Origin of the sequence: Nonomuraea soli (genome assembly GCF_013761175.1) — a bacterium.
Taxonomy (GTDB): domain Bacteria; phylum Actinomycetota; class Actinomycetes; order Streptosporangiales; family Streptosporangiaceae; genus Nonomuraea; species Nonomuraea soli.
On the sequence record NZ_JACDUR010000014.1, the window covers coordinates 97,551 to 121,825 of the forward strand.

Genomic DNA, 24,275 nt, shown 5'->3' on the forward strand with positions numbered 1-24,275 from the left:
TTGAAGTAGGAAATTCAAAAAAAGGAAGCTACTCCTTGTCGTAGCGAGCCCTGGCCGCGTGGACCTCGGCGATGTGGCTCTCGGCCCAGGCCTTGATCGCCCGCTGGATCGGGAGCAGGCCGAACCCGAGCTCCGTCAGCTCGTAGTCGACGCGCGGCGGCACCGAGGCCGTGACCGCGCGCTGGACCAGCCCGTCGCGTTCGAGCTTGCGGAGCGTCTGGGTGAGCATCTTCTGCGTCGCCCCCGCGACGATGCGGGCGATCTCGCTGTGACGCAGCGGGCCGTCCGCCAGCGCGCTGAGCACGAGCGTCACCCACTTGTCGCTCAGCGTCGCCAGGATCTCGTGGCCGGGGCACTCGGCGAGGTTGGCGTTGTACTCGCGTCTCAGGACTTCCCGCCGGTCGGCGGCGCTCATCGTGGGCATCGTCTCTCCCGCGTACCGTAGGCACTTCCGGGTGCCGCCTTCCCGCCGCACCCCGGCCTTCCTAGCGTCGATCGTATGCATTCCGTGATCGTCCGCCGGTTCGGCGGCCCCGAGGTCCTCGAAGTGATCGACACCCCCGTGCCGGAGCCCGGACCCGGCCAGGTGCGGGTGAGGGTCGCCGGAGCGGCGCTCAACCCGATCGACCTCTCCGCGCGTGCCGGGCGCCTCACCGAGGCGGGGCTCGTAGCCCCCGCGCAGCACCTCGGCCTCGGCTGGGACGTGTCCGGCACGGTCGACGCGGTGGGCCAGGGAGCACGCCGGTTCCGGGCCGGCGACCCCGTGATCGGCCTTCGAGACCTGCTCTTCGCGGGCGGCTCCCACGCCGAGCACGTCGTGCTCGACGAGCAGGCCGTGGCGCCCGCTCCCACCTCGGTGTCGCCGGTCGAGGCGGCCGCACTCCCGCTCAACGCGCTCACCGCGGACCGGGCGCTGCGCCTGACCGGGCTCGAGCGGGGACAGACACTGCTGGTCACCGGCGCGTCAGGCGGCGTCGGCGGCTTCGCCGTCCAGCTCGCCGCGCTGGCCGGGCTGCGGACGGTGGCGCTCGCCCGTCCCGACGACGCCGCCCGGGTGCTCTCGCTGGGCGTCGCCGACGTCCTGACCTCGGCCGACGACCTCGGATCCGCCGTGCGCGCGATCGTTCCCGGCGGCGTCGACGCCGTGATCGACGCCGCCGTGCTCGGCATCCAGGCCCACCAGGCCCTGCGCGGCCAGGGCACGTTCGTCGCCCTGGTGGCCCCCTACGCGCCGCCGCCCATCCGCGGCACGCGCGTGGTGGTCCAGGAGGTGTTCGCCGACGGCCGTCGGCTGGCCGAGCTCTCCGCCCTCGTCGACGCGGGTGCCCTCACGCCGCGCGTGGCCAGGACCCTGCCCTTGGCGCGCAGCCGTACGGCTCACGAGCTGCTCGAACGCGGCGGCGTGCGCGGCAGGGTGGTTCTCACCCCGTGAACGTGTCACATTCGGCGGCGCCACCTCGTCTTAGTGCTGGGCAGGACAATCCGACGGGGGAGGTCTCGTGAACCTGCTGGACACCGATCCGGCCGTCACGGCGGTCGAGCTGGAGCACCTGTGCGACTTCGCCGTCAGGTTCAGCGACGTGCAGATCGTCTCCACTCCGGTCGCCACCCGCCTCATCGCGGTCATCGGCGGCGGCACCGTGGACGGTCCGCGGCTGCGTGGACGGTTCCTCCCCGGCGGCGGCGACTGGGTCACCTTCGGCGCCGACGGCGTCGCCCGCCTGGACGTCAGGGCGACGATCCGCACCGACGACGGCGAGCCGGTGCTCGTCACCTCCACCGGCCGGGCGGCGCTGCCGGGCGAGGCGGTCGGGCGGCTGATGGCGGGCGAGGTGATCGCGGCGCACGAGATGCACGCCCGGTCGGCTCCCCTGTTCGAGACCGGCGCCGCCGGTTACGCGTGGCTGAACTCGACGGTCGCCGTGGTCGTCAACCAACTGTCGCTGGAGCACGTGAACTACCGCGTCTACAGCGTCCTGTGAACCCTTCGTCAGAACGGCCGCAACGATGAACGAACCCCTGGACCGCCTGCGCGACGCGGGACTGCGCCTTCCCGAGGCGCCGCGCCCGCTGGGCTCCTACGTGCCCGCGTTCCGTGCGGGCGGCCTGCTGTACCTCAGCGGCATGCTGCCCCTGCAGGACGGCGAGCCGGTGGCGACCGGGCTCGTGGGCCAGGACCTGGACCCCGGCGCGGGCCGCGCCGCCGCGCAGGTCGCGGCGCTCAACGCTCTCGCCGTCGCGCACGCCGAGGTCGGCCTGGAAGCGGTGGCTGCCGTGGTGAGGCTGGCGGTGCACATCGCGTGCCCGCCCGCCTTCCACGGCCACGCCGCGGTCGCCGACGGCGCGTCCCGGGTGTTCGACCTCGCCTTCGCGCCCGCCCGGCACGCGCGGCTGGCCTTCGGCGCCGCCTCGCTTCCCGCCGGGATGCCCGTGGAACTCGACGTCATCATGGCCCTGCGCTGAGCAGCTCTAACGATCCGAGGAAAGGTGTGTCGTCATGGCTCTCAAAGACGCCAGGATCGAGGAGATCCTCGACGCCCTGGACACCCGCTGGCCGCAGGTGAGCTACCGCGTGAAGACCTTCCCCGAGGGGCAGCGCCACGCCCGGCTCCGGCATCCCGGCGGCGGGCGGGCGATCCTGTTCGTGCACGAGCAGCAGTGGGTGTGCCTGAGCGAGAGCGCCTCGGGAGTAGAGGCGGAGGGCATCCTCGGGCGGGTCGACGAGCCCGCCGAGGCCATCGCCGACCGGCTGCGGTTCGTCGCGCCCCGCCCGCCCCGCTCCCGCTGGCCCCACACCCTGCTCGCGGTGTCGCTCGGGCTGGTCTGCGCCGTCGCCGTGGGCAGCTTCACGGCATCGCTGCTCATCGTCCTCGCAGGAGGCCACCGGTACACCGAGGCCGCCGACCTCTACCGGTGGATCGTCGCGACTCTCGCGGTGATGGCGGGGATCTCCGCCGGAAGCTGGGCCACCTGGGTGATCGGGATCCGGGGACGCCGAACCTCGCCATGACTGGTGAGCGATCGGCACCGTCAGTGCCAGGGCTCTCATCGTCGACTATCGCCTCACACCCGAGCACCAGCACCCCGCCCAGCTCGATGACGCCGCCGCTGCCTACCGTTGGTTGCTCGATCAGGGCGTCGAGGCCGGGCGCATCGCCGTCACCGGCGGGCGGCGGGCGGCGGGCTCGGTGTGCTGACGATGCTGAACGCCCGCGACAACGGGCTGCCCGTCGCGGCGGCCGTGATGCCGCTGTCGCCCTGGTTCGACATCGAGAACGGCGGTCAGACGCGCACGGCCAACCGGATGACGGACGTCCTGTTCGGTGGCGAGACACCGATGAATATGGAGTTCCTGTCGCAGATCCTCCTGGGCGAGAACGGCAGCCCGAAGGACCCGGCCGTCAACGCTCTGTACGCCGACCTGTCCGGCCTGCCCCCGCTGTACATCCAGGCTGGCAGCACACCTGGCACATGGGCGCCGGTCGTTGCCCGGCCGCCGACGAGGCGATCAGGAGGCTCGCGCGATGGGTGCGTCCCCGGCTCGGCCTCGCCTGATAGCGTGATGCTAGTTCGGGTGCTTCATCCTGCAGGAAACGGGCAGGCGCATGCTGGGACGGATGTACGAAGGCGAAGACTGCGCGGCGGCACGGGCGCTGGAAGTGGTCGGCGAACGATGGAGCCTGCTGATTCTGCGCGACGCGCTCTTCCGGCATTTCACCCGGTACTCCCAGTTCCAGAGCAGCCTGGCCATTGCGCCGAACATCCTGGCCAAACGCCTCAACACCCTGGTCGAGGCCGGGATTTTCCGGGCAAGTGCTCTTGAGTCCCGGGGCCAGGAGTATCTCCTGACCGACATGGGCCAATCGCTCAAGCCGGTCATCGTCTCGCTGACGCGATGGGGCGATCAATGGATCGGCCCCGGGCCGGTGGACATCGTGCACCGGCAGTGCGGCGCTGAGGTCGAGTACGAGATCCGCTGTTCCACCTGCGGCGGCGACGTCGACTTGGCTGACGTCCAGACCCGCCCCCGAAGGCGATACATGCCCACCGAATACTTGCGAGGCAACTGATGAAGGACATCTTGGCCGCCAGGACAGCTTCCTACACGGTCTTGTACGAGGGATACGGCAGCGACGGCGTGGCGAGCACAGTCGGATATGTCCAGGACGGCGACGTGCGTTTGGTGACCGACCCGGGCATGGTCAAGAGCCAGTCGCTCATTCTCGATCCGCTGCGGGCGATGGGCGTGGAGCCCGAGTCGGTGACCGACGTCGTCTTCAGTCATCATCATCCCGATCACACGCTGAATGCGGCGCTGTTTCCCAAGGCCAGGTTCCATGACCACTGGGCGATCTACTTCGGTGATGAGTGGACCTGGCGGGACGCCGAGGGCTACGAGCTCACGCCGTCGATCAAGCTGATCAGGACGCCTGGGCACACGCAAGAGGACATCACCACCCTCGTCGGAACTCCGGACGGGGTCGTCGCCTTCACCCATCTATGGAACGACGCCGCGTCCACAGGAGACAGGCACGCCGTCGATCTTGACGCTCTGCATCGTGGCCGGGAGCGTGTCCTGGCGGTGGCCGACATCGTCGTCCCCGGCCATGGTCCCGCGTTCATCCCTGGTGCTGACACGCCACGCTGAGTCATCCCTCGGCTCGCCGCTCGAGCGGCTCGTGGGTCCGATCGCTCGGCGAAGAAGCGAGGGTTCAGTCGACGGAAGCCAGCACCTGTTCGATGACCATCACGGCGGCGCCGATCATGCCCGCCCGCCCTCCGAGTTCGCTGAACTGAATCCGCAGATGTTCGGTGGCCAGCGGCAGGGAGCGCCGGTAGACGACTTCGCGCACCCCTGCCAGCACGTGCTCGCCGGCCTCGGCCAGGGTGCCGCCGATGACGATCGTCGCCGGGTTGAAGAAGTTGACCATCGACGCGAGCACGGTGCCGATCTCGCGGCCGGCGTGCCGTACGAGCCGGATGGCGGGCAGGTTGCCGGCGCGCACGAGGCTGACCACGTCGCGCGTGGTCACGGCGCCCTCGAGCTGGGCGGCCAGGGCGCCGCCGCCGGCGATCGCCTCCAGGCAGCCGGTGTTGCCGCAGCGGCACAGCACGTCCTGGCCTCCGGCCACCTGGATGTGGCCGATGTCGCCGGCGGCGCCCTGGGAGCCTCGGTGCAGGCGCCGGTCGGAGATGATGCCGCAGCCGATGCCGGTGCCGATCTTGACGAAGATCAGGTGGTCGGTCTGCGGGTGCGCGGCCCAGTGCTCTCCGAGGGCCATGATGTTGACGTCGTTGTCGACCAGGACCGGCACGCCGAGCCGTTCGCTCAGCCATTCGGGTACGGCGAAGCCGTCCCAGCCGGGCATGATCGGCGGGTTGACCGGGCGGCCTGAGGAGTGCTCGACCGGCCCTGGGAGGCCGACGCCGACGCCGCAGACGTCGTCGAGGGTGTAGCCGGCTTCGGCGAGCAGTTCGTGGAAGCTGGTGACGAGCCAGCCGAGCGTGGCCTCCGGGCCTCGGTCGATCTGCACGTCCGCCATGCGTTCGGCGAGGATGGTGGTGCCGAGGTCGGTCACCGCCAGCCGGTCGTGCGTCGCGCCGAGGTCGGCGGTGAGCACGACGCGGGCGGCCTGGTTGAAGGAGAAGGCGGTGGCCGGGCGGCCGCCGGAGGCGATGGCCTCCTCGTGCGGCACGATCCAGCGCTCGTTCAGGAGCACGTCCAGCCGCTGCGTGATGGTCGACCTGGCCAGCCCGGTGAGCTGGGCCAAGTCGGCTTTCGTGCGCGCCTGGCCGTCCCTGAGTATCGCGAGCAGCGCTGCCGTGCCTTCCACCAGCTATCCCCCTCATGTCCGACTGTTTAGGTTTCTATCATGCCTTTTGCTTGACCGTCGCTATAAGTGGCTCTTACGATCCAGGCCATCCAGTGATTATGTCGACATTCGACGTAACCAAGGAGGTTTGCATGCTTAGCATGCGGGAGATTGACAAGAGCTTCCTCGGTGTTCGTGTCCTGTCTGACATAAGCCTTGACGCCGAGGCAGGCGAGGTGCACGCGCTGGTCGGCGAGAACGGCGCCGGCAAGTCGACCCTCATGAAGATCCTCGCGGGAGTGCACACCCCCGAAGCCGGCACGATCTCCATCGACGGCGTCCCGGTGACCTTCGGTCATCCGCTCGACGCCCAGCGAGCCGGGGTGGCGATCATCTACCAGGAGCTCACCCTGCTGCCCGAGCGCAGCGTCGCGGAGAACGTCTTCCTCGGACGGGAGCCCACGCGGCGGGGCATGGTCGATCGCTCCGCCATGGAGCGCCAGACCTCGAAGCTCCTGCTGGAGCTGGGGGAGAGCACCTTCGGCCCACGCGATGCCGTCGGCCGGCTCAGCGTCGCCCAGCAGCAGGTGGTCGAGATCTGCAAGGCCTTGTCGGTCGACGCGCGCATCATCGTCATGGACGAGCCGACGGCCTCACTGGCCGAGCACGAGGTGGAGCTGCTCTACGACCTCGTGCGCCGATTACGCGAGCGCGGCATGGCGATCCTCTACATCTCCCACCGCATGCGCGAGATCTTCGACCTGTCGCAGCGGGTCACCGTCCTGAAGGACGGCGCGCTCGTGGCCACCAGAAACACCGCGGACGTCACCCAGAGCGAGCTGGTCAGTCTCATGGTCGGCCGCGAGCTCAGCCACTACTACCCGCCCAGGGCCGCGCCGGAGGAGAAGGGCGAGGTCGTGATCAGCATCCGCGGCGCCGGCAACGCCACGCTCCATGACATCGACCTCGACCTGCGCGCCGGGGAGATCACCGGGCTGGCCGGGCTGCAGGGCTCCGGCCGTACCGAGCTGGCCAAGGCCGTCTTCGGCGCCGAGCCGTTCACCCACGGCACCATGACACCGCTGCGCCCCCGTTCCGTGCGCCAGGCCATCGCGGCGGGCATCGGGCTGGTCACCGAGGACCGCAAGGCCGAAGGGCTCGCGTTACGCCAGTCGGTCGGCGACAACGCCCTGCTGGTCTCCCGTGCCATGGGACGCGGTACGGCAGCGCGCGTGCGCGAACTGCTGAGCAGAGTACGGCTCGCGCCACCCGACCCCGAGCGCGAGGTCCGCTACCTGTCGGGCGGCAACCAGCAGAAGGTGGTCCTCGCCAAGTGGATGACGGTCGCGCCCAGGGTCCTCGTCTTCGACGAGCCCACCCGCGGCGTGGACGTGGGCGCCAAGGCGGCCATCCACGAGCTGATCCGCGAGCTGGCCAGGGAAGGCATGGCGGTGCTCATGATCTCCTCGGAACTGCCCGAGCTGATCGGCATGAGCGACCGGATCCTGGTCCTCCGTGAGGGACGCCTGGCCGGAGAGCTGCCGCCGGGATCCTCGGAGGAGACCATCATGCACCTGGCCGCGGCGGACGAGGCGGCGGCGTGAGCGAGAGGGTGCTGGGCAGCCTGTCCCTGAGAATGGGCCCCGCGCAGGTCGTCTTCCTGGCCCTGCTGGCCGTGCTCGTCCTCGGCGCGATCGTCGGCGGCGCGGAGTTCATGTCGATGGAGACGGTCGTCGGCATCCAGCAACGCTCGGCGGCTCTGGGCATCGTGGCCATCGGCCAGACCCTGGCGATCCTGGCCGGCTCGCTCGACCTGTCGGTGGCGGTCCTGATCAGCCTCACCTCGCTGGTGGCCGCCGAGATGATGGAGAGCGGGAACGTGGCCGGCGGCGTGGCCGGCGCCCTGGCGGTGAGCGTTCTGGTGGGGCTGGTCAACGGCGCGGTGATCACGAAGTTCAAGGTGCACGCCTTCATCGCCACCCTCGGCATGACGCTCGTCATCAAGGGCGTGCTCGACCACCTGTACGACGGCCCCGCCGGACGAGTGCCCGACTCCTTCCAGCGCCTCGGCTACGACCGGATCGGCCCGATCCCCGTCTCGGCGCTGCTCTGGGCCGGGGTCGCGCTGGCCGTCTGGTTCATCCTGACCAGGACACGCACCGGCTACCGTATCTACGCCGTCGGCGGCGACGTCGAGGTGGCCCGGCTGTCGGGGGTGCGCACCGACCGCGTGGTGATCATCACGCACGTGCTCTGCTCGTTGTGCGCGGGCATCGCGGGCCTGCTGCTGGCCAGCCGGCTGGGCGCGGGGGCGCCGACCGTCGGCACCGACGGCGGCTACGACCTGGAGTCGATCGCGGCGGTCGTGCTGGGCGGTACGGCCCTGGCCGGTGGGCGCGGCGGGGTGGCGGGGACGGTGGGCGGCGTGCTGCTGCTGGCGGTCCTGGACAGCCTGTTCAACCTGCTGGAGGTCAACTCCTTCTTCAAGGACGTGGTCCGCGGTGTGGTCATCGTGGCGGCGGTGGCGGTCTACGTCAGGAGGCGCAAGTCATGAAATACGCCATCTTCGTGGTGCTGGTCCTCCTGCTGGCGGCGATCGCGCTGGCGAACCCGTTCATCCTCGAACCGGCCGGCTTCCTGGCGTTCGTCAAGAGGGCCGCGCCCCTGGTGATCCTGGCGGCCGGGCAGTACTTCGTGATCGTCTCCGGCGAGTTCGACCTTTCGGTCGGCTCGCTGGTGACCGTCGAGGTTGTCGTCGCCGCCCGCCTCATCGACGGGAACGAGGCGGCCACCTGGCCGGTGCTCGCGCTGCTGCTGGCGCTCGGACTGCTGGTCGGGCTGGTCAACGGCGTGGTGACGACCCTGCTGCGAGTGCCCTCGTTCATCACCACGCTGGGCATGATGCTGATCCTGTCCGGCGCGGTCTTCCTGTGGACGGGCGGCGCGCCACGCGGCGCGCTGTCGCAGACGTTCCGGATCTTCGGCCGCGACACCCTGTACGCGGTGGCGATCATGGTCGTGGTCGGCGTGGCGGCGGTGCTGCTCACCCGGGCGACCTACGGCAGGACCCTCATAGCCACCGGCGACAACGAACGGGCCGCCGCCCTGTCCGGCGTGAGGGTCACCCGGACCAGGATCCTCGCCTTCGTCATCTCCGGCCTGGCCGCGGCGGTCGCGGGCATCATGCTCGGCGGATTCGCCGGCGTCTCGGCGCAGGTCGGCCAGGGACTGGAGTTCTCCGCGATCACCGCCGTCGTCCTGGGCGGCGTCGCCCTCGGTGGCGGCCGGGGCTCCGTCGTCGCCGCGATGGGCGGCGCGTTCACCCTGGAAGCCATGTTCACCCTGCTCAACCTCTACGGGATCTCCGGAGCGCTGGAGTACACCCTGCAGGGCGTCATCATCATCGCGGCCGTGGCCGCGGGAGCCGTACAGCTTCCCCGCCTTACGCCAACCCCCCGAAAAGGAGACGCACATGCGTCGTAGCACGTCTTTAGCGGTCGTCGCGGTCGCGCTGCTCGCGGCAGGCTGCGCCAGCGACAAACCCACCGCCACCGTGACCGCGAGCCAGGGCGCGACCGCGCCGCAGGCCTCGGCCACCGAGTCCCCGGCCGCCGGAACGGGCGAGCAGTCGAAGTTCTTCGTCCAGGCCGACTACGACGCGCAACTCGCGATGCGCACCAAGCAGGCGCAGGGTCCGGCGGACAAGCCGTGGGAGCAGGCCATCGACCCGCAGATGACCGACACGGCCGGCTACAAGAAGTCCGGCGACGTGCACCTGTGCTTCTCCAACGCCGCGGTCAACAACCCGTGGCGGCAGGTCGGCTGGAAGAACATGCAGGCCGAGGTGAGCCTGCACAAGGAGATCACCAAGTTCACCGCCCTGGACGCCGAGGGCAAGGACGACAAGCAGATCTCCGACATCGCCGAGCTGACCGGCAAGGGCTGCGACGCGCTGATCGTCTCGCCCAACACCACCGCCACCCTCACCCCGGCCGTCGAGGCGGCCTGCCAGAAGGTGCCGGTCATCGTCTTCGACCGCGGCGTGGAGACCGACTGCCCGGTCACCTTCATCAACCCCATCGGCGGCTACGCCTTCGGCGCCGACGGTGCCGAGTTCCTGGTGGAGAAGGTGCCGGCCGGCGGCAAGATCCTCGCGCTGCGCATCCTGCCCGGCGTGGACGTGCTGGAGACGCGCTGGTCGGCGGCGAAGGTCACCTTCGACAAGTCGCAGCTCGAGGTCGTCGGCGTGGAGTTCACCGACGGTGACGCGGCCAAGACCAAGAACATCGTCAGCGACTACGTGCAGCGCCACGGCAAGATCGACGGAGTCTGGATGGACGCGGGCGCCACGGCGGTCGCCGCGATCGAGGCCTTCGAGGACGCGGGCCTGCCCGTGCCGCCGATCGTCGGCGAGGACCAGCAGGACTTCCTGCAGAAGTGGAAGGACAACAACCTCACCGCCGTCGCCCCGACCTACCCGACCTACCAGTGGCGCACCCCGGTCATCGCCGCCCTGAAGATCCTCAAGGGCGAGGAGGTGCCGAAGACCTGGAAGCTGCCGCAGCCCAAGATCACTGCGGAGAACCTCGACCAGTACCTCAAGCCGAACATGCCGCCCCTGCACTACGCCCTGTGCGGCTGCGAGACCCTGCCCGGCTTCCCGGCGAACTGGGGCGGCAAGGGATGAGAAAGCTCGGCGTCAACACCTGGGTCTGGGTCTCGCCCCTCACGGACGACGACCTGGCACGGCTGGCGCCGCAGATCGCGGGATGGGGATTCGACGTCATCGAGCTGCCCGTCGAGCAGCCCGGCGACTGGGACCCCGTCCGTGCCAGGGACCTCCTGGACGAGCACGGGCTCGCGGCCTCGGTGGTGCTGGTCATGCCGCCGGGCCGCGAGCTGGTCGCGGCGGACACGGTGGCCGAGACGCAGGACTACCTGCGGCACTGCGTGGACGTGGCCGCGACGGTGGGATCGCCGGTCATCGGGGGACCGGCCTACACCTCCGTCGGCCGTACCTGGCGCATGTCGGCGCAAGAGCGCTTGCGCGCCTACGCGGAGCTGCGCGAAAACCTCAAGCCCGTGCTCGCCCACGCGGCAGAGCACGGGGTACGGCTGGCCGTCGAGCCGCTCAACCGCTACGAGACGAGCCTGATCAACACCGTGGAGCAGGCGCTGGAGGCGCTTCCCGAGGAGGCCGGGCTGACGCTCGACACCTACCACCTCAACATCGAGGAGAAGGATCCCGCGGCAGCCGTACGGCTGGCCGCGGACCGGATCGCACACGTTCAGGTGTGCGGGACCGACCGGGGCGCACCCGGCCAGGACCGCTTCGCCTGGCCGGACTTCACCGCCGCGCTCGACGCCGCCGGCTATCGGGGGCCGCTGGTCATCGAGTCGTTCACCGCCCACAACCAGACGATCGCCACCGCGGCCTCCATCTGGCGGCCGCTCGCGCCCAGTCAGGATGCGCTGGCGGTGGAGGGACTCGCCTTCCTTCGCACGCTGTGAACCGGGTGGTGGCGTGGTCGCCGCCCCAGATGACCACCCCGGCGGCCCCGGCCTGCCGGGGCGGGTCCCGGTAGGTAGACGCTGACGATGACGCTAGACCGAGGGGCGGGCCCGGCACTCCAGCTCGCACCGGTCGAGGATGCCGGAGGATGACGCGCTCCTGCGGCTGCTCGCGCGAACGGCTGCCGGTCACCGAACAATCGCCGCCGTCGCGCCGCCTCTGCCAGCTGACGGGCTGCCTCAGCTCTGTACATGTTCTTGCGCGTATATACAGCGCCATGTATATTCGATGTGTGGTCAACAGCGTGCAACTGCGAATGACGGCGATCTCGGAGCCCAACCGGTTCCGGATCGTCGAGTTGCTCAGGGAGGGCCCGCACTCGGTGGGTGACATCGTCGAGGCGCTGGGCCTGGGCCAGCCGCAGGTGTCCCGGCATCTGCGGCTGCTGTCCGAGGCGGGCGTCGTCGAGGTCACCAAGCGGGCCCAGCAGCGCATCTATCGGCTGCACCCGGGCGCGATGCGTGAGCTGAGCGACTGGGTCCAGGGATTCGCCGTCCTGTGGTCGGAGCGCATGGATCGCCTCGGCACTTTTCTTGACGACACCGACGACACCGACGATCGACGAGGAGCTTGAAGATGTCCCCAGACGCCGCCGACGGGATCGTGGTCGACAGGTCGGCCAACACCCTCCGCATCAGCCGCACGTACGCGGCCGGGGTCGAGCGGGTGTGGTGGGCCTGGACCGACGCCGAGGCGATCACTCGATGGTGGGGGCCGCAAGGGTGGACCGCGACCGTGCACGAAATGGACGTGCGGCCGGGAGGACGCTGGCGCTTCGAGATCGCGCCGATGGACGGCTCGGCCGCGCCGGTGCGCACCATCGCCACCTACACCACCGTCGTCGATCGTCGCGAGCTCGCCTACGACGACGTGTTCGCCGACGCGGCCTGGCAGCCCGACGGCACGGACGCCTTCCCGACCTCGGTCACCTTCACCACCGCCGGCGACGGCTGCCTCGTCTCCGTCGCCGCGAGCTTTCCCGACAGCAAGGCCCTGCAGCGGGCCGTCGACCTTCAGATGGCCGACGGCTACGCCGAAGCCCTCGACCGGCTCGGCGGGCTGCTGGACGGCCCCTCCAACCATGAAGGAGAAACGATCATGTCTGAGCTTTCCACCGTCACCTCCGCCGACGGCACCACGATCGCCTACGAGAAGAGTGGGTCAGGCCCGGCCATCATCGTGGTCAGCAACGTCGCCGAGGACCACACCGGCGTCGCGGGCGTGGCCGCGGCGCTGTCGAAGGACTTCACCGTGATCAGCTTCGATCGGCGCGGTCGCGGGGCCAGCGGTGATCCGCAACCCTACGATCCGGCGCGCGAGATCGACGACATCGCCGCGCTCATCGAGGTCGCGGGCGGATCCGCGGCGCTGACCAGCGGATCCGGAGGGTGCGGGCTGACCCTGGACGCGGCGAGCGCGCTAGGGGAGAAGGTCACCGGGCTCTATCTGTACGAGCCGGCGTTCATCGTCGACGACTCCAGGCCGCCGGCGCCCGCCGGCTACGTCGAACACCAGCGAGCCCTGGTCGCGGCCGGAAAACGCAGCGAAGCGGTCGAATACTTCATGACCGAGATGATCGGGGTCCCGGCCGAGTACATCCCGGCGATGAAGCAGGACCCCTCCTGGGATGCCATGGCCGCGTACGCCCACACCTACGCCTACGACGGTCAGATCATGCGAGGTCTGCAGGACGGCAAGCCGCTGCCCGCCGACCGCTGGTCGATCAAGGCGCCGATCGCGGTGGCCGTCGGCGGCGACAGCGAGGACTTCATGCGCGCCGGGGCCGAGGCGCTGGCCGCGATCCTGCCGAACGTCACCGTGCTGACGCTCGACGGCCAGGATCACTCCGCTTTCTGGATGGCTCCCGAGCCGGTCGCCGAGCAGGCGCGCGGGTTCCTGCTCGGCTGACGATGACAGGCAGCGGTGCGGGCCGGCGGGAGCTCCGTGACAGAGTTCACGCCGGCCCGCCGTACGGCTGAGCCGGGTGGAGGGCCGATCCGGTGCTCTCGGGGCTCGGTGGCCGCGGCGCCCGCCACGGTCCGTGACGAGGTCCCGGGTCCTGGATCATGCCCTCCGGCCGCTCACGGGGGTCAGAAGTCGTCCGCGGTCCTGACCCGGTCGCGGATCCAGATTCCGGCCTCCTTCAACGGCGCCGTTCCGGTCCACGGTCCGCCCGCGTTGCAGGTGCCGGTCTTGAAGACGGCGCCGGAGCGGTTGTCGTCGGAGAAGTTCCAGTTCACCCAGCTGATCTTCTTCTGGGCCATCAGGTTGAGGTAGGCCTGCGACTGGGTGAAGTCGTTGGCGCCCTCGCCGGCGGCGTTCTGGGTGCCGAACTCGGTGACGAACATCGGGATGCGGTCGGCGGCCCTGGAGAGGGTGTTGAGATAGGTGGAGCCGTGCGAGGCGGCGTAGAAGTGGAAGGTGTACATCACGTTCGTGCCGCTGACCGGGTTGTTGACGACCTCGGTCTCGCTGCCGCCTTCTGAGACGCCGAGCGAGGACCAGGCGCGGGTGCCGACGAGGATGATGTTGTCGGGGTCCTGGGCGCGGATGACCGGAATGAGCTGGTTGGCGTAGCTGCGGATGGTCGACCAGCTGACGCCGCTGGGCTCGTTGGCGATCTCGTAGAGCACGTTGGGCTTGGTGCCGTGCCGCTGGGCGATCTCGGTGAAGAAGGTCTTGGCTCGCGACAGGTTGTAGTTCGGGTCGCCCGGGGTGAGCATGTGCCAGTCGACGATGACATACAGGCCGCGTGCCACGGCCTTGTCGATCAGGTTGTGCATGCGGTCGGTGAACAGGCGGGGGTTGGTCTCGTAGCCGCCCTCCTGGATGTACATCGACAGGCGGACGACGTCGGCCTTCCAGTCATTGGCCAGGGCGTTGAGCGAGCCGTCGGTGACGCACTGCGGGTACCACTGCAGGCCGTGCGTGCTCATGCCCCGCAGCTGGATCTGCTTGCCGTTCTTGTTGCACAGCCGTACCCCGCAGACCCGCAGTTGGCCGTTGGCCTGGACGGGGGTGCCGGTGGGCGTGGTGCCTCCGGAGGAGGTGGTCGCTGTTACGGCGGCGCTGGCCGCCGACAGGTTGCCCGCGGCGTCACGGGCCCGGACGGTGTAGGTGTAACTCGTGCTCGCGCTCAGCCCCGAGTCGGTGTGGGTGGTGCCGGACACCGTCGTCACCAGTGAGGTGCCGCGGTAGACGTTGTAGCCAGTCACCCCGACGTTGTCGGTGGCGGCGTTCCAGGCCAGCGAGACGCTGCTGGAGGTGGTGGCGGTCGCCCGCAGGCTGCCGGGGACGCTCGGTGCGGTCGTGTCGCCGCCCCCTCCGCCCCCGCTTCCGACGGCCTTCCACAGGGCGGGGACGGCTGACGGCTCCCAGCCGGCCAGCGCGGTGTGCGCCTGCAGGCACTCGTAGTCGATCCCGCCGTAGGTGACTCGTGCGCCGACGGCGTAGTAGGTCCCGGCGCTCCAGGCCGGGTAGGCCACCACCGAGTGCTGTACGGCTTGCGCGAATGCGGGCGTCGGCGCTGTGCCGAGGGCGCATAACGCAGCGAGCGCGACGAGGGGGGTGATGCGGCGCATCGCTCCTGCTCCAATCGTTAGTAAGCTTTCCTAATTATGGAGGAGGATAGAGGCGAGGCTGCGGCCGCACAATAGTTGACGGAAGAAAAAATTAGATCGATAGGAACCTTTACTAACGAACTGGCGGCGTGCAGCATGGGAGGCCACCCCCCAACTCCTGGAGCCTTCCGTGACGAAATCCGGATTACTCGCCTGCGCCGCCGCGGTCCTCGCGGTGACGATGGCCGTGCCCGCCCAGGCCGCGCCCGTGTGGACGCTGCGCTGGAGCCCCACCCCCGCCGGCGTCGGTCTCGGCGCGTTCGAGACCCTCGAGGACGACCGCGCCGACTCGCACACCAGCTTCGGCCCGCACATCAAGGTGTCGGGCGACTCCTACCGCTTCGACATGCACATGGTCGACCGCGACACCTCCACCGACCGGCAGCGGCACGAGGTCACAGGCAACCGCACCTCCTCCACGTCCTACCTGCAGTGGAAGCTCGGCCAGACCTGGCGGGTCACCTACTCCATGTACATCCCGAGTTCGCTCAAGGCCACCACGAGCTTCACCCACATCTTCCAGACCAAGCAGCCGGGCAGCGGCACCTCACCCATCACCGTCACCTCGCTGCGCCGCGTCAACGGCGTGCAGACCATCGAGCACAAGGTCATCGCGGGTGACGTCCTGGTCGGCCGGACCAACCTGGAGCCCCTGCACAACAAGTGGATCGACATCGAGTACGAGATCAAGATCGGCGACGGCACCGCGGGCTCGGTCCGCTGGGTGGTCAAGAGCGCGGGAAGCACCGTCGTGGACGCCACCAGGACCGGCGTGGACACGTTCCTGGCCGACCGGGTCAGACCCAAGTGGGGCATCTACCGCTCCCTCGGCGACACCTCCGGCTCGCTTCAGGACACCTACCTGCTGCTGCGCAACATGAAGGCCTACCAGCAGACCGGCACCACCACCACGCCCAGCCCGACGCCCACCCCCACCTCCACCCCTTCGCCGTCGTCCACTCCCACGCCAACGCCCACACCCACACCCACGCAGACCGGCACCACCTCCTGGCAGCCCGGTACGGCCTACGCGGTCGGCGCCACCGTCACCTACAACGGCGTCACCTACCGCTGCCTCCAGGCGCACACGGCTCAGACCGGCTGGGAACCGCCCACCACTCCCGCGTTGTGGCAGCGCCTCTAGAGAGGGATCGGCGATCATGCGACTACTCATCCTCCCGGCCGCGGCGGCCCTGCTCGCGGCCTTACCGGCACCGGCCATGGCCGGACCCGTCGAGAGCGGATCCTGGACCTCCTACTCGCCCACCTACACCGAGCAGGAACGCGGCTGTGGCGACATCAGCGGGCTGACCTTCAAGCTCACCTGCAGCGACGCCTCCGGCGACCAGCGCGCCGAACGCCGCTACGCCACCTACTCCAGCGGCACCCGACAGTTCGAGGGCTACTTCCGCATCAGCAGCATGTCGGGCACCAGGATCAGCCTGAAGCAGACCTTCCAGACCACCGGGCCGTTCTTCATGCTCGCTGTGGAGAAGGGCGGGCGCCTGTACGCCGTGCACGGTGGCACCACCATCGCCACCGGCGCGACCGTAGGCACCACCGTCCGCGTCAACACCGTGCACGTGGTGGGCGGCGAGCACCGGACCTACATCAACGGCTCGCGCAAGCACACCGTGTCCAGCCCAAGCGGCAGCTTCTACGACAAGTTCGGCGCCTACCGGACCGCCAGCGGCCAGGGGCAGATCACCGTCCAGTGGAGCAACATCGGATTCTGGCGCAGATGATGAGAACCCGGCTCCTGGTGATCTGCGTGCTGGCGCTGGCGGGCTGCTCCGCCGTACCGGAGATCACCGGGACGCCGCGGCTCCAGGCCCGGCTGGCCGGCCCCACCGACATCACGCTCACCTGGCAGGCCGGCGACACCGGCCACGTGGTGGAGTTCGCCACCGACCCCGCGGGGCCATGGACGATTCTGGCGTTCGCGCCGCCGGGGCAGACCTCGTACGAGCACCAAGAGCTGATCCCGCACACCCGCTTCCACTACCGGCTCCGGCCGTACGGCGGGCCCACGTCGAACGCGGTCGAAGTCAGCCTGCCGCCCGGCGAGCTGGACCCCGGCGCCGACCACGCCTGGGCGGACCCGCAGGTGATCCGCACCGGCCCGGTCACCACCGGCCCCCGTGGCACGCCCGGCGGGCTGCGCGCCACGATCGTGCACGCCAACGGGATCCGGTTCACCTGGACCGACCACGCCTCCGACGAGGAGGGCTACCTGCTGGAGAGCGGCGAGCGGGTGCTGGCGCTCCTGGACCCGGACGTGAACGCCTTCGGCATCGTCACACTGCCCGAGGAGAAGCGCGCGAGCTACCGGGTGCGCGCGCTCTACTACGGTCCGCCGTCCAACCTGGCCACCCAGACGACGGGAGCCGACCCATCATCCGCGCGGGGCTCTGCCCAAGACCTTGGCGATCTCCTCGGCGAGAACAGGATGCCGGCTGCAAGCATCAGAGCAGAACCGGTCACCACGCAGATGAACCGATCAGTCATGGGATCTCAAACAGGTTCTGAGGGCCGGGCTCTATGATCGGGTTCGTCCTGATCGTAGAGCTCGGAGAAGATGTCGATCTCATGCGCCGCGCCATGATCCTTCTGGGTGGTGTTGCCCTCGCCGTCGGCGCATTCACCCTCTTCTACCGGGGGCCGGGACAACCGTTCATCCGCGGTTACGTGAGTGATGTCGGTGCCACCATGCTGGTCTACGCGGTCCTGGGGCTGCTGTGGCGCACCACCGCCGCCCGCCGTGCCCTGGCCACGGCTGCGATCGCCGCCGCCGTCGAGTTGTACCAAATAGTCGGCATGACGCCGCCGGGCTTCGGCGGCGTCCTGGTCGGCGCGTTCCCCGACCCATGGGACCTGGTCGCCTATGCGGTCGGGGTGTGCGTGGCCCTGGCCTGGGAACGCCGATCGGTCCGAACCGGAGATCAGTCCGGCGGACTCTCGGATGCCATTCCACCGGCCCGCTGACGGGACGGAGGTCCCCACAGCAGTGAGGTCGTCGGGGGTTGCGAGGCACGATAGGGCCTGAGAACAAGCACCACGCCCCTCCGCTCCCGAAACAGACCCTAGCCCCAAAGTGTGACGGGCTGGCCACGACCAACGAGACATGAGGATGTGTCCGCACGGTCCCTTTGACCTGTAACGAGGCGGCCTGCGAGTTTCATGAGCTGTCGCTGTGGTGCAGGGTTTGGCGGCCGTGCCAGTCGAGGCAGACGATGACAGCGTCGTCGGTGGGTTGGGCGTCGTCGATGTAGGCGATCATCTCGCGCATGAGGGTGCGGACGACCTCGGGCGGGTTTTGCATGCGGGTGGCTTTGAAGGCCGCGGTCAGGGCGGTGGCGCCGTAGGTGATGCCGTTGGGTGCCAGGGAGTCGCTGACGCCGTCGCTGACGATGAACAGCCGGTCTGCCGGCTCCAGCGTGAATTCCTCGGTGACGTATTCGGTGTCGTTGAACATGCCCAGAGGCAGCTGGGAATCCAGGGTGATGGGGGTCACCGTGGCGCCGCGGAGTCGGTAGAGCAGGGGGGATCCGGCGTCGATGGCCTGCACGCGGCCGGTGTTGAGATCGAAGCGCAGCAGCAGGGTGCCGACGTACTGGTCGCCGGCGTGCTGGGCGTAGACGGCTTGGCTGGCCAGGGCGGCTTGTTCGGTGAGTCCGGAGCCGGAGCGGCGGGCGTTGCGCAGGGCGCCGATGGTGAGCTGGGTGAGCAGGGCGGCGTCGATGCCCTGGCCCATGCCGTTGGTGACCGAGACCAAAAGGTGGTCGGGGGCGGCGGCCCAGTCGAAGTTGTCGCCCCACACGGCGTAGGCGGGCTCCAGCTGGCCGGCGAGCTCGAACTCGTCGCTGACGCAGGACCGGCCGGGCAGCAGCTCCCACTGGATCTCCGCGGCGAGGGTGAGCCGGTTGCGGCGGCGGATGCGGCGGAAGGTGTCGGTGCGGGCGTCGGCGACCGCCAGGGTGCGGGCCAGGATCGTGGCGGCTGCTTCGAGACCGTCCTGGCCTTCGGGGCCGAGCGGGGTGGCCAGCGTGACGGTCAGGACGCCCAGGCGATCGCCGTAGACGGTGAGTGGCAGGTGCAGGCGGCGGCCGTCGTCCTCGGCGATGGTCGATTGAGCGGCGAAGGCCCGTCCGGCCAGGGTTTGCTCGATCCGCAGCGGTTCGCGTCCGGCGGCTGTGGAGACGAGATAGGCCAGCTGGTAGTCCACCAGGTAGATCTCCGCGCCGTCGGCTCCGAACCCGGAGATGATCGCTTGTACCGCGGTGTCGGCGACCGCGTGCGGCCGGGCCTGCCACAAGGCGACCTCCAGCCGCATCAGCCGTTCATTGATCATCGGGTCGCCTTCGGGTAGGGCTGCGGGTACCGCAGGGTTCTTCGTGACGTGCTCGGGACCGGTGGAGGTGTGTAACAGTAGAAAGCATGACCGCCGCGCGCCCGCTCCGCCCATCTCCCGGCGATGCCCACGACGTGGCGCAGCTGGCAGCGATCATGGACGAGCCCGCGGGTGTGCTGGCCACGGTGTGGGCGGCCCATCATCTGAACAGCCCCGTTCCCACAACCCAGCTGCGGGTGTTGTTCCTGGTGGAGCGCGAGAGAGAGGTCAACGTCAGCCGGGTGGCCGAAGAGCTGGACGCGCTGCTGTCGTCGGCGAGCAGGCTGTGCGGTCGGCTCGAGTCGACCGACCTGCTGGAGCGCGTCCCTGCGTCCAACCGGCGCGAGATCCGGTTGCGTCTGACCCAGCAGGGCCAACAGCTGCTGGATGGCCTGCGCGAGGTCAGGCGCCGTGCGCTCGCTGACGTCCTGGCCGTAATGGACCCGGCCGACCGCGACACGCTGCTGACCGGCCTGGCCGCCTTCGCCCAGACCGTTCGGCACCGCGGCAGCGCCGCCGAGGACCGCTCGATGCTCGCCTGAAATCCGCGAAAAATCGCGCACCTTGATCGGGATAGATCTCCCAGCCTGGGGGACCTGACGGGTACAGGTGACCGCACAGACCCCAGGATGAGCACTGGTGCCCCACGCTTTCCACGACCCGGCCGCATCCCTGACCACCGACCTCCGTCTCGAAGACGCAGGCTGCGCCTTCATCGGCGTATGGTGCCGATCCCAGGACAAAGTCGCAGGCCACGTGCCTCCATCGCAGCTCCACACCTTGGAGACCATCGCGTCCCGGCCCGATATCAGCCTGCGCGACCTGGCCGAACAGATCGGCTCGACCTCCTCCTCGGCGAGCAGACTGTGCGACCGCCTCGTCGCGGCCGGCTTGCTGACCAGGTCAGCGGACGACAACGACCGCAGACGGGTCGCGTTGCGAGCCACCGCCGCGGGCGACCAGCTGATCCGCGACCTGATCAGGCAAAGGCGGCTCGACCTGCAGCAGGTCATGGACAAGATGACGGCTACCGAGCGGGACCAGCTCACCAGAGGCCTGGCCGCATTCGCCGCGGCCAGCCAAAAATAGTTGCCACGCGACAAGGATAGGGCGTTCTCCGAGTAGCAATAGTTGTCGCGCGACAAGTACCCTTTGGGGTGCTGCGGGGCGCGGCCGGTTGGCCTCGCTCTCACTCTTCAGAGAGGTCGACGTGCTCGCACTTTCAAGCCACCCGCACCAAGGCTGCATGGTCATCAGCATGTCCGGGGACCTCGCCGCAGGCGCCCTCGAAGAGGCCGAGGCCTACATCATGCACGATCTCATCGCCTCCTGCCGCGACGGGACCACCCACCTCGTCCTCGACTTGACCGACGTGGCCTCTCTGGACGCCGCCGGGGCGAACCTTCTGACCAGGGTCCGCTTCGCGGTCCAATCCCAGCGGGCCACGATGAGCGCCGTGGTTCCGCAGGGCGCGAGACCGTACCGCACGCTCGAACAGTTGGGGCTGATCTCGCATCTGGGGGTGTTCTCCAGCCTTGAGGCCATCACCCTGGCACCGAGCGCTTCGCCGATCCTTGAGACCATCGCGACGGAGACAGTGGTGTGACCGAGCTCGACATCACAGTGTCCGAATTCGGCCGTTACCGTCTGGTCAGTCTGAGGGGCGAGATCGACATCACCAACAGCGACCGGTTACGCGACCGGATCGCCATGGCCATCACCACCGCGACCGGTGGCCTCGTCATCGACCTGGCCGAGGTGAGGTTCTGTGATGCCAGCGGGCTGCGCGCTCTGGTGCTCTCCCACCGGCGCGCCCACGACCGGGCTCTTCCACTCCAGATCGCGGGGGCCGTCGGGCCGGTTGCCCGGATCCTGGACCTCATGGGGTTCAGCCAAGCCTGGCCGGTGCACGCTGATGTAGCCGGGGCCGTACGTAAGCTCGATGCGCTGCTGGAATCAGACCCCGGCGAGCGAACCTGTCCCGCTGTGTAGGTTCATGGTCGTCGTGCAGCCCAGGACAAGACCGTCACCTCGGCCGACCAGCGAGCATCGCGTCCTTCAACGACACGATCACGCACAGCTCGTAGAAGGCACGCTCGATGATGCGGCCTCGTCGACGACCGCTCCCAGTCATCCGACACCAACACGATCAAGCAGAAACCCCGGCCAACCAGATCGAGTCACCACCTGTGACGATCACGAACCCGCAATCGTGATCACTCACACAGCTACTTTGGGGTTGGGCCAGCTTCGGGAGCAGAGGGCTACCACGGCTGCCTTCCTATGCCTTCCTCGCAGTCGAGGATGGCCGTCCCTCGTCACCGGTCACCGTCGTACGTCCTCGTTTCGCTGGGGGCGCGCCACGTTCACCCGCTCCTTGTTGACGGCGATTCGGGCTCCCGCTTGGCGAGACGGACGGTGTGGTGGTGCTCAAACTCACCAACACCGCCTCTGACGCCGATCCGGAGACGGCACCACTCCTCGACATTCGGTGCTGGTTCCAGGCGACATAACCAGGCGGGAGCGCAGCGCCGTACAGCGTGGTGTGGCCGGGCTCGACGTGGCCGCGGGGCAGCAGCCAGTGGTCCAGTGCGCGTGTGGGTGACGGCGAGTCGGGTCGCCGTCACCCACCGCGCCGGGATGCTACGCGGGCGGCTGGGGGACGGTGACCACGTGGGTGGTGCTCGCCGGTTCGATGGTCGAGTTGCCGAACAACTTGACGACGTACGTGTGTTCGCCGGCGGTGGTCGGCGTATCGGAGAAGCTGAACGAGCCGTCGGCGGCGGGCATCAACTTGACCAGGCCCGTTGAGGTGACGGTGCCGTCCGGGCTGACGATCTTGCGCGAGACGGTGACAATCGTCTGCGGGAAGGTGATGCCGTCGGCGCCGAAGGTGCCGTTGAATGCGAGTCGCTCGCCGAAGTTGCCGGTCGCCGGTCCGGTCATGGTAAGGGTCGGCCGATACTTGGCCATCGTGACGGTCACCGAGGAGCCGCTACCTCGGAACCATGAGTTGCCCGGCCAGTACACCTGATACTTGAACGCTCCCGTGGACGGCGGGGCGTCGGTGAATTGGTACGTTCCGTCGGCCGCCGTGGTGATCTCCTGGAAGGGCCGGGAGGTGCCGTCGGGGAGCCAGCGGTACAGCTCAAGGTTCTGCACGCCGGGCGGCGCGCCGGTGCTCAGCGTGAGCCGCCCGGTGAAGGTCAGCTGTTTGAGCGCCGTCGCCTCGACGGGAGGTGTCATGGTCAGGGTGGAGGGGTGGTACGGCGAAGGCGGTAGCCGCCACAGGTGCATCCGCCCGGTGCCGGGCTCCTTCAGCACCGCGTAGGTGAGTACGCCGTAGAAGGCGATGCTGCCTGGCACCAGCGTCTTCCCCTGGTGGCTGGCCGAGTAGATCACCTCCGCCGTGGCGGGGTCGTACACCACGAGCTCCGCCGCGTCGCCCGCGGGGGAGTTCCAGCCGCCCACGACGTAGTCGTCGTTCGGGCTGGCCGCGACGGCGGTGGGGAGGCCGTCCTCGCTCGGTTCGCCGCTGTCGTAGGCGCGTGTCTTGGCGTTGGTCGTCGTGTCCCAGGCGTCGAACCGGTGGGTGTCGGCCAGCGCCGTCAGTGCCGCTGCCCCGTAGTCGGCGAGGGCGAGGTCCCGCAGGGACGTGTCGGCGCGGATCTCACCGCGCGGGGTGGCCTGAGCGGTGCTGACGTCATACACGCTGATCGAGGTGGCGCCCGGCTCTCCCGCCACCAGGGTGCTTCCGGCGACGGCCATCAGCGGAGGCTGCGTCGCGCCGGACCCGACAGGGACGAGGGCGGGTGTCGGCCTCCACGTCTCCAGGGCGACGACGCCTCCTTCCCCGGCTGGGCCGCACCCGTATCCGACCCATAGCCGCTCGTACGACTGGGCCAGCGTGGACGGGCACGGGTAGGCGGTGAGGTCGACTCGCTTGGTGATGGCGAGCGTCGTGATGTCGATCTCGATCACTTCATGCGAATCGCGCAGCGCCGCGTACACCTTCCTGCCGTTCTCCGCCACGGACAGGGCCACGGCACCGGACAGACCGCTGATCGTGTCGATGAGCGCGCCGTCGCTCCTGGTGACCACGATCCGATCGTCGGCGGCGACGAAGATCTTCCCGCTCTGGCCCACCACGTCGCCGCCCCTGTCGGAGGCGACGCCGAGGTCGATGACGGTCGCGGCGGCTGCTGCGGCCGCAGCGGTGGGCGTCTGAGTGACGAGCAGGGCAGTCGCCAGGAGCATGGTTCCGGCCCAGGCGACTAATCGGCGGGACAGGGGAGGGTGGGCAGCGGTAGATGGGCGCACAGGACTCCGTTCTGCAGGAGAGGAGGCGAAGTCATCAGGTCGACATGTCTAGGGACTCGCCTCCACTGACGATCTTCATTAATCGAACACATATTCGCATTGTGTGGTGCCGTCGTCTAGAGGCCTTTCGGCGCCGCGATTCAATGCGTGCTTGCGGCCAGGCCCTCACGATCGTCAGTCAGCCGGGAGCAGCTCTGTCGCGGATGCATGGCCGGTGGGACCACTCGGCGAACCGTTACTTGCGGGAATCTGCCTTCTCGCAAGTAACTAAGACACAGTGAGCCCTTTCCAACCTGACGCTGCAGCTCAGGATGGGCTCGAAGCACGTGGTTGAGACGGCAGACGGCTCCCGGTGGCACCCAGGCCTCGGCGTGACCGCCTACCGCGAGCCGGTGCCGCGACATCACCAGGTATTACAGCCGCTTCGACGCCATCCAGGGCGAGCACGTCGGGTCCGCGAGGCTTAGACGGTGACTCATTTGGCGGTCAGTCGTTAGATCATCCGTGGATGCCTTCCTTCAACGGCTGGTGCCTGACGAGCTGTGGGAGCTGTTTCAGCG

At 69.0% G+C, this 24,275-nt stretch carries 27 protein-coding genes and 1 pseudogene; 23 read left to right on the forward strand and 5 right to left on the reverse strand.

Annotation, left to right across the window (positions count from 1 at the left end; translation table 11 throughout):
• Positions 1-28: 28 nt before the first annotated feature.
• Positions 29-424, reverse strand: coding sequence for a winged helix-turn-helix transcriptional regulator (locus tag HNR30_RS45925; RefSeq protein ID WP_181616551.1), 396 nt, complete (start codon positions 422-424; stop codon positions 29-31).
• Between the two features lie 75 nt (positions 425-499).
• Here HNR30_RS45925 and HNR30_RS45930 point away from each other — a divergent pair, with 75 nt between their 5' ends.
• The 8 genes and pseudogenes from HNR30_RS45930 (at position 500) to HNR30_RS45960 (ending at position 4,648) form a co-directional block, all read left to right on the forward strand.
• On the forward strand, positions 500-1,432 hold the full coding sequence (locus HNR30_RS45930; protein ID WP_181616552.1) for an NADP-dependent oxidoreductase: 933 nt from the start codon (positions 500-502) through the stop codon (positions 1,430-1,432).
• A gap of 67 nt (positions 1,433-1,499) precedes the next feature.
• Positions 1,500-1,982 carry a DUF3237 domain-containing protein gene (locus tag HNR30_RS45935; RefSeq protein WP_181616553.1) on the forward strand — a complete coding sequence of 161 codons (483 nt, stop codon included), beginning with the start codon at positions 1,500-1,502 and terminating at the stop codon, positions 1,980-1,982.
• Positions 1,983-2,007: 25 nt separating this feature from the next.
• Positions 2,008-2,463, forward strand: coding sequence for a RidA family protein (locus tag HNR30_RS45940; RefSeq protein WP_181616554.1), 456 nt, complete (start codon positions 2,008-2,010; stop codon positions 2,461-2,463).
• Positions 2,464-2,497: 34 nt separating this feature from the next.
• Positions 2,498-3,010: a hypothetical protein gene (locus HNR30_RS45945; RefSeq protein WP_181616555.1), complete on the forward strand. Its 513-nt coding sequence runs from the start codon at positions 2,498-2,500 to the stop codon at positions 3,008-3,010.
• Between the two features lie 10 nt (positions 3,011-3,020).
• Positions 3,021-3,197: an alpha/beta hydrolase gene (locus tag HNR30_RS50745; RefSeq protein WP_181616577.1), complete on the forward strand. Its 177-nt coding sequence runs from the start codon at positions 3,021-3,023 to the stop codon at positions 3,195-3,197.
• Positions 3,119-3,445 (forward strand): annotated as a pseudogene (locus HNR30_RS50750) (alpha/beta hydrolase fold domain-containing protein); the annotation flags it as partial. The gene HNR30_RS50745 and the pseudogene HNR30_RS50750, both read left to right, overlap by 79 nt.
• Before the next feature lie 172 nt (positions 3,446-3,617).
• Entirely contained in the window at positions 3,618-4,070 is a 453-nt protein-coding gene (locus tag HNR30_RS48915; protein WP_246380377.1) for a winged helix-turn-helix transcriptional regulator, read from the forward strand.
• Between the two features lie 11 nt (positions 4,071-4,081).
• Positions 4,082-4,648 (forward strand): MBL fold metallo-hydrolase, encoded by a 567-nt coding sequence (locus tag HNR30_RS45960; RefSeq protein WP_220134759.1) that lies wholly within the window; start codon positions 4,082-4,084, stop codon positions 4,646-4,648.
• A 64-nt stretch (positions 4,649-4,712) separates the two neighbouring features.
• Here HNR30_RS45960 and HNR30_RS45965 read toward each other — a convergent pair whose 3' ends face one another.
• Positions 4,713-5,834, reverse strand: coding sequence for an ROK family protein (locus tag HNR30_RS45965; RefSeq protein WP_312895075.1), 1,122 nt, complete (start codon positions 5,832-5,834; stop codon positions 4,713-4,715).
• Between the two features lie 140 nt (positions 5,835-5,974).
• Between HNR30_RS45965 and HNR30_RS45970 the strand changes: the two genes are divergently transcribed.
• From HNR30_RS45970 to HNR30_RS46000, 7 genes are all read left to right on the forward strand, one after another.
• Positions 5,975-7,417, forward strand: a complete 1,443-nt coding sequence (locus tag HNR30_RS45970) for a sugar ABC transporter ATP-binding protein (RefSeq protein ID WP_376771790.1) — start codon at positions 5,975-5,977, stop codon at positions 7,415-7,417.
• A complete protein-coding gene (locus HNR30_RS45975) occupies positions 7,414-8,367 on the forward strand; it encodes an ABC transporter permease (protein ID WP_220134761.1) in 954 nt (317 codons plus the stop codon). Before HNR30_RS45970 ends, HNR30_RS45975 begins: the two co-directional genes overlap by 4 nt.
• Complete coding sequence (locus HNR30_RS45980) at positions 8,364-9,296, forward strand: ABC transporter permease (protein WP_181616559.1); 933 nt, start codon at positions 8,364-8,366, stop codon at positions 9,294-9,296. Before HNR30_RS45975 ends, HNR30_RS45980 begins: the two co-directional genes overlap by 4 nt.
• On the forward strand, positions 9,286-10,500 hold the full coding sequence (locus HNR30_RS45985; protein WP_181616560.1) for an ABC transporter substrate-binding protein: 1,215 nt from the start codon (positions 9,286-9,288) through the stop codon (positions 10,498-10,500). Before HNR30_RS45980 ends, HNR30_RS45985 begins: the two co-directional genes overlap by 11 nt.
• Entirely contained in the window at positions 10,497-11,324 is an 828-nt protein-coding gene (locus HNR30_RS45990) for a sugar phosphate isomerase/epimerase family protein (RefSeq protein WP_181616561.1), read from the forward strand. Before HNR30_RS45985 ends, HNR30_RS45990 begins: the two co-directional genes overlap by 4 nt.
• Before the next feature lie 278 nt (positions 11,325-11,602).
• Positions 11,603-11,959: an ArsR/SmtB family transcription factor gene (locus tag HNR30_RS45995; protein ID WP_181616562.1), complete on the forward strand. Its 357-nt coding sequence runs from the start codon at positions 11,603-11,605 to the stop codon at positions 11,957-11,959.
• A gap of 2 nt (positions 11,960-11,961) precedes the next feature.
• Positions 11,962-13,293, forward strand: coding sequence for an alpha/beta fold hydrolase (locus HNR30_RS46000; RefSeq protein WP_181616563.1), 1,332 nt, complete (start codon positions 11,962-11,964; stop codon positions 13,291-13,293).
• 182 nt (positions 13,294-13,475) lie between these two features.
• Here the strand turns inward: HNR30_RS46000 and HNR30_RS50570 are convergent, their stop codons facing one another.
• Positions 13,476-14,966 carry a cellulase family glycosylhydrolase gene (locus tag HNR30_RS50570; protein WP_181616564.1) on the reverse strand — a complete coding sequence of 497 codons (1,491 nt, stop codon included), beginning with the start codon at positions 14,964-14,966 and terminating at the stop codon, positions 13,476-13,478.
• Between the two features lie 169 nt (positions 14,967-15,135).
• Here HNR30_RS50570 and HNR30_RS46010 point away from each other — a divergent pair, with 169 nt between their 5' ends.
• Genes HNR30_RS46010 through HNR30_RS46025 form a run of 4 tightly spaced genes read left to right on the forward strand, consistent with a single transcriptional unit; the run spans position 15,136 to position 17,990 of the window.
• Complete coding sequence (locus HNR30_RS46010; protein WP_220134762.1) at positions 15,136-16,149, forward strand: carbohydrate-binding protein; 1,014 nt, start codon at positions 15,136-15,138, stop codon at positions 16,147-16,149.
• Between the two features lie 16 nt (positions 16,150-16,165).
• Positions 16,166-16,750, forward strand: coding sequence for a polysaccharide lyase family protein (locus HNR30_RS46015; RefSeq protein WP_181616565.1), 585 nt, complete (start codon positions 16,166-16,168; stop codon positions 16,748-16,750).
• Positions 16,747-17,550, forward strand: coding sequence for a fibronectin type III domain-containing protein (locus HNR30_RS46020; protein WP_181616566.1), 804 nt, complete (start codon positions 16,747-16,749; stop codon positions 17,548-17,550). Before HNR30_RS46015 ends, HNR30_RS46020 begins: the two co-directional genes overlap by 4 nt.
• On the forward strand, positions 17,547-17,990 hold the full coding sequence (locus tag HNR30_RS46025) for a DUF2809 domain-containing protein (RefSeq protein ID WP_181616567.1): 444 nt from the start codon (positions 17,547-17,549) through the stop codon (positions 17,988-17,990). The genes HNR30_RS46020 and HNR30_RS46025 overlap by 4 nt, the downstream gene beginning before the upstream one ends.
• A gap of 193 nt (positions 17,991-18,183) precedes the next feature.
• Here HNR30_RS46025 and HNR30_RS46030 read toward each other — a convergent pair whose 3' ends face one another.
• On the reverse strand, positions 18,184-19,356 hold the full coding sequence (locus HNR30_RS46030; RefSeq protein ID WP_181616568.1) for a PP2C family protein-serine/threonine phosphatase: 1,173 nt from the start codon (positions 19,354-19,356) through the stop codon (positions 18,184-18,186).
• Between the two features lie 86 nt (positions 19,357-19,442).
• Here HNR30_RS46030 and HNR30_RS46035 point away from each other — a divergent pair, with 86 nt between their 5' ends.
• The 4 genes from HNR30_RS46035 (at position 19,443) to HNR30_RS46050 (ending at position 21,387) form a co-directional block, all read left to right on the forward strand.
• A complete protein-coding gene (locus HNR30_RS46035; RefSeq protein ID WP_181616569.1) occupies positions 19,443-19,937 on the forward strand; it encodes a MarR family winged helix-turn-helix transcriptional regulator in 495 nt (164 codons plus the stop codon).
• A gap of 97 nt (positions 19,938-20,034) precedes the next feature.
• Complete coding sequence (locus tag HNR30_RS46040; RefSeq protein WP_181616570.1) at positions 20,035-20,484, forward strand: MarR family winged helix-turn-helix transcriptional regulator; 450 nt, start codon at positions 20,035-20,037, stop codon at positions 20,482-20,484.
• Positions 20,485-20,641: 157 nt separating this feature from the next.
• Positions 20,642-21,001 (forward strand): STAS domain-containing protein, encoded by a 360-nt coding sequence (locus HNR30_RS46045; protein WP_181616571.1) that lies wholly within the window; start codon positions 20,642-20,644, stop codon positions 20,999-21,001.
• Positions 20,998-21,387: an STAS domain-containing protein gene (locus tag HNR30_RS46050; RefSeq protein ID WP_181616572.1), complete on the forward strand. Its 390-nt coding sequence runs from the start codon at positions 20,998-21,000 to the stop codon at positions 21,385-21,387. Before HNR30_RS46045 ends, HNR30_RS46050 begins: the two co-directional genes overlap by 4 nt.
• A gap of 651 nt (positions 21,388-22,038) precedes the next feature.
• Here the strand turns inward: HNR30_RS46050 and HNR30_RS46055 are convergent.
• The gene (locus HNR30_RS46055; protein ID WP_181616573.1) at positions 22,039-23,652 is read right to left on the reverse strand and encodes a YncE family protein; all 1,614 of its coding nucleotides are present in this window, start codon (positions 23,650-23,652) and stop codon (positions 22,039-22,041) included.
• Between the last annotated feature and the right edge of the window lie 623 nt (positions 23,653-24,275).

Coding starts and splice junctions, on each gene's coding strand:
- HNR30_RS45925 (WP_181616551.1), bottom strand. CDS start 424: ATGCCCACGATGAGCGCCGCCGACCGGCGGGAAGTCCTGAGACGCGAG.
- HNR30_RS46035 (WP_181616569.1), top strand. CDS start 19,443: ATGACCGCCGCGCGCCCGCTCCGCCCATCTCCCGGCGATGCCCACGAC.
- HNR30_RS46015 (WP_181616565.1), top strand. CDS start 16,166: ATGCGACTACTCATCCTCCCGGCCGCGGCGGCCCTGCTCGCGGCCTTA.
- HNR30_RS45990 (WP_181616561.1), top strand. CDS start 10,497: ATGAGAAAGCTCGGCGTCAACACCTGGGTCTGGGTCTCGCCCCTCACG.
- HNR30_RS46000 (WP_181616563.1), top strand. CDS start 11,962: ATGTCCCCAGACGCCGCCGACGGGATCGTGGTCGACAGGTCGGCCAAC.
- HNR30_RS45945 (WP_181616555.1), top strand. CDS start 2,498: ATGGCTCTCAAAGACGCCAGGATCGAGGAGATCCTCGACGCCCTGGAC.
- HNR30_RS45980 (WP_181616559.1), top strand. CDS start 8,364: ATGAAATACGCCATCTTCGTGGTGCTGGTCCTCCTGCTGGCGGCGATC.
- HNR30_RS45940 (WP_181616554.1), top strand. CDS start 2,008: ATGAACGAACCCCTGGACCGCCTGCGCGACGCGGGACTGCGCCTTCCC.
- HNR30_RS46030 (WP_181616568.1), bottom strand. CDS start 19,356: ATGATCAATGAACGGCTGATGCGGCTGGAGGTCGCCTTGTGGCAGGCC.
- HNR30_RS50570 (WP_181616564.1), bottom strand. CDS start 14,966: ATGCGCCGCATCACCCCCCTCGTCGCGCTCGCTGCGTTATGCGCCCTC.
- HNR30_RS45985 (WP_181616560.1), top strand. CDS start 9,286: ATGCGTCGTAGCACGTCTTTAGCGGTCGTCGCGGTCGCGCTGCTCGCG.
- HNR30_RS46045 (WP_181616571.1), top strand. CDS start 20,642: ATGGTCATCAGCATGTCCGGGGACCTCGCCGCAGGCGCCCTCGAAGAG.
- HNR30_RS48915 (WP_246380377.1), top strand. CDS start 3,618: ATGTACGAAGGCGAAGACTGCGCGGCGGCACGGGCGCTGGAAGTGGTC.
- HNR30_RS46020 (WP_181616566.1), top strand. CDS start 16,747: ATGATGAGAACCCGGCTCCTGGTGATCTGCGTGCTGGCGCTGGCGGGC.
- HNR30_RS45930 (WP_181616552.1), top strand. CDS start 500: ATGCATTCCGTGATCGTCCGCCGGTTCGGCGGCCCCGAGGTCCTCGAA.
- HNR30_RS46055 (WP_181616573.1), bottom strand. CDS start 23,652: ATGCTCCTGGCGACTGCCCTGCTCGTCACTCAGACGCCCACCGCTGCG.
- HNR30_RS46025 (WP_181616567.1), top strand. CDS start 17,547: ATGATCGGGTTCGTCCTGATCGTAGAGCTCGGAGAAGATGTCGATCTC.
- HNR30_RS45995 (WP_181616562.1), top strand. CDS start 11,603: ATGTATATTCGATGTGTGGTCAACAGCGTGCAACTGCGAATGACGGCG.
- HNR30_RS45970 (WP_376771790.1), top strand. CDS start 5,975: ATGCGGGAGATTGACAAGAGCTTCCTCGGTGTTCGTGTCCTGTCTGAC.